General features: G+C 65.8%; 5 protein-coding genes and 2 pseudogenes. 5 read left to right on the forward strand and 2 right to left on the reverse strand.

Annotated features, from left to right (window positions below):
* The 4 genes and pseudogenes from BHQ40_RS26415 to BHQ40_RS23945 all read left to right on the forward strand — a co-directional run.
* Positions 1 to 292 (forward strand): annotated as a pseudogene (locus BHQ40_RS26415) (amino acid permease); the annotation flags it as partial.
* A complete protein-coding gene (locus tag BHQ40_RS23940; RefSeq protein ID WP_070158218.1) occupies positions 289 to 822 on the forward strand; it encodes a molybdenum cofactor guanylyltransferase in 534 nt (177 codons plus the stop codon). The pseudogene BHQ40_RS26415 and the gene BHQ40_RS23940, both read left to right, overlap by 4 nt.
* A gap of 174 nt (positions 823 to 996) precedes the next feature.
* Positions 997 to 1,140 carry a hypothetical protein gene (locus BHQ40_RS26420; RefSeq protein ID WP_171905952.1) on the forward strand — a complete coding sequence of 48 codons (144 nt, stop codon included), beginning with the start codon at positions 997 to 999 and terminating at the stop codon, positions 1,138 to 1,140.
* 28 nt (positions 1,141 to 1,168) lie between these two features.
* Positions 1,169 to 2,326, forward strand: a complete 1,158-nt coding sequence (locus BHQ40_RS23945; protein WP_070158219.1) for an aminotransferase — start codon at positions 1,169 to 1,171, stop codon at positions 2,324 to 2,326.
* Positions 2,327 to 2,430: 104 nt separating this feature from the next.
* On the opposite strand, the gene BHQ40_RS23950 is transcribed toward BHQ40_RS23945, so the two are convergent.
* Positions 2,431 to 3,663, reverse strand: a complete 1,233-nt coding sequence (locus tag BHQ40_RS23950) for a dicarboxylate/amino acid:cation symporter (protein ID WP_070158220.1) — start codon at positions 3,661 to 3,663, stop codon at positions 2,431 to 2,433.
* A 107-nt stretch (positions 3,664 to 3,770) separates the two neighbouring features.
* Positions 3,771 to 4,790 (reverse strand): LacI family DNA-binding transcriptional regulator, encoded by a 1,020-nt coding sequence (locus BHQ40_RS23955; RefSeq protein ID WP_070158221.1) that lies wholly within the window; start codon positions 4,788 to 4,790, stop codon positions 3,771 to 3,773.
* Between the two features lie 128 nt (positions 4,791 to 4,918).
* Between BHQ40_RS23955 and BHQ40_RS23960 the strand changes: the two are divergent.
* Positions 4,919 to 5,216 (forward strand): annotated as a pseudogene (locus tag BHQ40_RS23960) (peptidase); the annotation flags it as partial.

Consider the following 5,216-nt stretch of genomic DNA (forward strand, 5'->3'; position numbering starts at 1 on the left):
CGGACTGGTGCCGCTGGACCAGATCGCCGCCCTGGCCAATGCGGGGACGCTGGTCGCCTTCATGGCGGTCGCCACCTGCATGCTGGTGCTCCGCCGCCGCGCGCCGGATGAACCGCGCCTGTTCCGGTCGCCGCTGCCCTGGCTGGTCGGGCCGGGCGCGATCATCGGCTGCGCCTATCTGTTCATGAGCCTGCCGTCCCAGACGCATCATTTCTTCCTGCTGTGGAATGCGATCGGGCTTGTCCTCTATATGGTCTGGATCGGCCGCAGGTCCGGCGCCTCCGCCGGATGACGGCGGGCGCGCGCCGCCTTGGCGCGATCATCGCGGGCGGCCAGTCGCAACGGTTCGGCAGCGACAAGGCCATGGCCATGATCGACGGGCAGCCGATGATCGACCATGTGATCGCCGCGCTGCGTCCGCAGGTCGATGAACTGGTCATCTGCGGCCGGGCGTGGCCCGGCCTTTCCTCCCTTGCCGATTATCCAGTGCAGGGCTTCGGCCCGCTCGGCGGCCTTTGCGCGGCGCTCGACCATGCCGCGCGGGGGGATTTCGAGGCTGTCCTGACAGCGCCGGTCGATGTGCTGCCGGTCCCGGCCAACCTCGGCGATCTGCTTTCGGGGGAAAGCGCTGCGGTGTTCGAGCGGCAATATCTGATCGGCTACTGGCCCGTGCGCTACCGCGACGCTCTCCTCGCTCATATCGGGGAGGGCGGCAGGCGGGCGTTTCGCGCATGGCTCGACACGGTAGAGGTGCGCTATGCGCCGGAGCCGTTCCCCATGCACAATGTCAATTTCGTCGAAGACATGCCCAAGGAAATCTAATGCGCGCAACATCATTGCTTGATGGACATATCTCTACGCGATGGATAGACAAAATGCCGAGCCTATGCTCCGCGGCTTTTGAAGGACAGCTTGCTCCGCGTCATCAACGGCTAAAGCGCACGTTGCCAAAGCGACCACGCCCGGTTTCGTGTTTCCTGCGCACAGGAGAAAACGATGACCATTCGCAGAAAAATCCGGCGTCAGCGGCCCGACACCCTACGCATTCCCCTCCCGCACCCTTCCTGGTCGCGATCGCCGCAGATGCAGGCGGGCGAAACGATCCGGCCGGACGATTTCTGGGCGCGGCTGGGCCTGTAAATCGGCGCGTAACCTGGGCGGTGGGGTCATGAACCCCACCTATGCCAAAATGGGCACGACGATCTTTGAGAAGATGTCGGCCCTCGCGCGCGAAACCGGGGCGATCAATCTGGGCCAGGGGTTTCCCGAACATGCGGGACCGCCGGACATGCTGCAGGCGGCCGCCCGCGCCCTTGTCGAACGGTCCAGCCAATATCCGCCGATGGCCGGATTGCCGGAACTGCGCCGCGCGGTGGCCGACCATTATGCGCGGCATCAGTCGATCGACCTCTCGCCGGAGGAGGTGATCGTCACGTCCGGCGCGACGGAGGCGATTGCGGCGGCGCTGCTCGCCCTGATTTCTCCGGGCGACGAAGTGGTGCTGATCCAGCCGCTTTACGACGCCTATCTGCCGATGGTGGAGCGTGCGGGCGGGGTTGCGCGGCTGGTGACTCTGGAGCCGCCGCACTGGCGCATCACGGCCGAAGCGCTGGAGGCGGCGATCACGCCCCGCACGCGCCTGCTTGTCCTCAACTCCCCACTCAATCCCACCGGCACGATGGCGAGCGAGGCGGAATTGCGGATCGTCGCCAATGCCTGCATCGCCCATGATCTTGTCGCCCTATGCGACGAGGTGTGGGAGCATGTGACCTTTGACGGCAACCGCCATGTTCCGCTGATCAGCCTGCCCGGCATGCGGGAACGCACGGTGAAGATCGGATCGGCAGGCAAGATCTTTTCGGTGACAGGATGGAAAGTCGGGTGGATGTGCGCTGCGCCGCCGCTGGCGACCGCGCTCGCCCGCGCGCATCAGTTCCTGACCTTCACCACGCCGCCCAATCTGCAATGGGCGGTCGCGGAGGGGCTGGGCAGGGACCGGGGATGGTTCGATGCGATGCGCGCAGACTATCAGCGTTCGCGCGACCGCCTGTCGGCCGGATTATCGGCAGCGGGCTATGCCATGCTGCCGAGCGCCGCCACCTGGTTCATTTCCGCCGACCTGGCGGCGTCGGGCATCGCGCTGGACGACGTGACCTTTTGTGAGCGGATTGTGCCGGAGGCCGGTGTCGTCGCGATCCCGGTGTCCAGCTTCTACGCCGAAAGGCCGGTCACGCATGTCGTCCGCTTCTGCTTCTGCAAGTCGGACGCCACGCTGGACGCCGGGATAGAGCGCCTCGCCCGGTTCCGCGACACGCTGGCGGCATAGCGGCGGATTGCGCGGAGATTTTGATTGAATCAAAATCTCGGTCTAGTCCTTTGTTATCTCGTGATTTCCGAGCCGCGAAATGTTCCATTTCACTCGAAATCACTCTAGGCCCCGCCGGGCGTTCGCTCATCGATGATGCGCGTGACCGCAAGGTCCGCTGTGACATTGCCGACCGTGCGGAAGATATCGGGCACGGTTTCCACGGCGAGCAGCAGCGGCAGCGCCTCCACCGGCACGCCCATCGCCAGGCAGATGGGACCGGTGGTGGTGAAGAAGGTGATCTGGCTGGGCAGGCCGACGGCCGCGAGGCTGACGATCGCCGCCACGCACACCCCGATGATAAGCTGCGCCGGTCCAAGCGCGACCCCGTGCAAGGCCGCGACATAGAGGGCCACGCCCAGATTGGCGGGAGGGCTGGTGATGCGGAACAGCGATATGGCGAGCGGCAGGACGATGCTGCGCACTTCGGGGCGGACATCCAGGTCGCGGTCGCTCGCCGCGATCATCGCGGGCAGCGAGGCGATGGACGACTGCGTGCTGAAGGCGATGGCCTGCGGCGGCAACACGGCGCGGATAAACCTCATCGGCGCGACGCGGCCCAACAGGATGGCAAGCGGATAGACCAGCGCTGTGACCGCCAGGCAGATGACCACGATGAACAGGATATAGTGGAGCAGCGCTCCAGCGGTCGCCAGGCCGGACTGGTTGCTGGCGACCAGCCCCAATGCGAACACGCCGATGGGCGCGACGCGCAGGACCCAGCCGACCAGCACCCGCAGCGCCTCCACCATCGCGTCGAGAAAGCCGAGCAGCCGCGCGCGCGCATCCGGCGCGATCCGGGTGACGGCGAAACCGAAGAACAGCGCGAACAGCACGACCGCAACCACCTGCCCATCCGCCGCAGAGCGCAGGGGATTGACCGGGATGAACCCCACAAGCCAATCCGCAGAGGGGCGAACCCCCTCCACCTCCGCCACATCGCCATGCCCGGCAATGGCCGTCACTGCGCCGTCGGGCACGGGCCACCAGGCCAGCAGCGCCTCCCCCAAGATGGCCGCCACCGCCGCCGCGCCGAGCAAAGCGATAGCGAAACTGACAATCGCGCGCGCGGCGACGCCGCCCGTCGCGGCGGACACGGTGGCGGACGCGATGCCCGTCACCAGCAGGCCGAAGATCAGCGGGATCAACGGCATCTGCAGCCCGTTGAGCCACGCCTTGCCGACCGGCCGGGCGATCGCCACCACCTGCGCCCCGCCATCCCCCGCCCAGGCGGACAGGGCCAGTCCCGCGACAAGACCAGCGACAAGAGCGATGAGAATGCGGACTGTAAGCGACATGCACCGTTCCCCCCGGCCGCGGATTAAGGCGGAGATTGCGGCACCTTGTCCAGAACTGTTTTGCTGCAGCGCGATATGGCGGGCGGCCGCCGCGATTCTACGCGATTCTAATCGTCCTGCAGCGTCCTTGCGCATGTCGATCCGCGCTGGATCAGCTCGAAATCGAACGTCATCGTCGCGTCCCTGCCGGTCTCCAGCCGGTCGAGCAGAAGGCGCGCGGCGCCATAGGCGAGCGCCTGCACCGGCTGACGAATGGTCGTCAGCGGCGGCCAGATCATCTGCGCGATCTGATTATCGTCGAAACCCATGATCGACAGGTCGGCCGGGACATCGATTCCCGCCTCATGCGCATAGGCCAATACGCCCGCCGCCATGTCGTCATTGCTGGCGAAGATCGCCGACGGGCGGTCCTCCCGCTCCAACAGTTCCGCGGCCGCCTCCCGCCCGGAGGCGAAGGTGAAAGCGCCCTGCGCCGTCAGCGCCTCGTCAAAGGCAAGCCCCGCCCGCTCCAAGGCGCGGCGATATCCTTCAAACCGCTGGCTGGCGGCGCCATGATCCGGATGCCCGCGCACAAAGCCAATCGCGCGATGGCCAAGGGATATGAGGTGCGCCGTCGCCTCCTCCGCCGCCGACATGTCGTCCATCAGCGTGAAGCCCGCCCGCTCCAGCGCCACCGTCGGCGCGATGCGGACAAACGGCACCCGCCGGGCGTCCAGCGCTTCGAGCAGCGGGCAGCAATCCGTCAGCGGCGGCGACAGGATCAGGCCCTCGACATGCATGTCGTCGATCAGGGCGATGATCTCCCCCACCATGGTCGGCGCATGAACGCTGAACGCCTGCGTCATCAGGCGAAATCCCGACGCATCGCACAATTGCCGCGCGCCATCATGCATCGCCTGGAAATAGGCGGCGCTGGGATTGTCGTAGAGCAGGGCGATCTGAAACGACCGGCTGCCCTTCAGGCTGCGCGCGATCTGGCTGGGCCGGTAGTTGAGGGACAGGATCGCCTGTTCCACCATCGCCTGCTTTGCCGCGCTGACATGCGGTTCCCGGTTGAGAACGCGGGACGCGGTCTTGATCGACACCCCGGCAACGCGAGCGACGTCTGCAATGGTGGCGCGGGGCATGCGAGTGGGCGATCCGGAATTTGCGTTTGCTATATCTCCCTAATGCCTTGGCGCATCGCCGTTCACAACCAATTCAATTCCGGCGCGTTAGGCTCTCACGCAGATCATGACTTTTGAGGAGACGGATCATGGCTCCTGTCGCGAAAACGAGGAAAAGGATCGCCTTGCTGGCGGCCGGTCTTGCCGGTTTGCTGACACTGGGCGGATGCGCCACCGACGGTTACGGCTATGGCGGCATCGACGCCGGATATGGCCGCTACGCCTATAATGACGGCTTTTACGACCCCTATTATGGCCCCGGCTATTATGGCGGCGGATATGGCGGCTGGTACAATAACTTCTATTATCCGGGCGGCGGATATTATGTCTATGACCGCCGCGGCGCGCGGCATCGCTGGACGGACCAGCAGCGCCGCTATTGGGAAC

Origin of the sequence: Sphingobium phenoxybenzoativorans, assembly GCF_001757355.1 — a bacterium.
Classification (GTDB): Bacteria; Pseudomonadota; Alphaproteobacteria; order Sphingomonadales; family Sphingomonadaceae; genus Sphingobium; species Sphingobium phenoxybenzoativorans.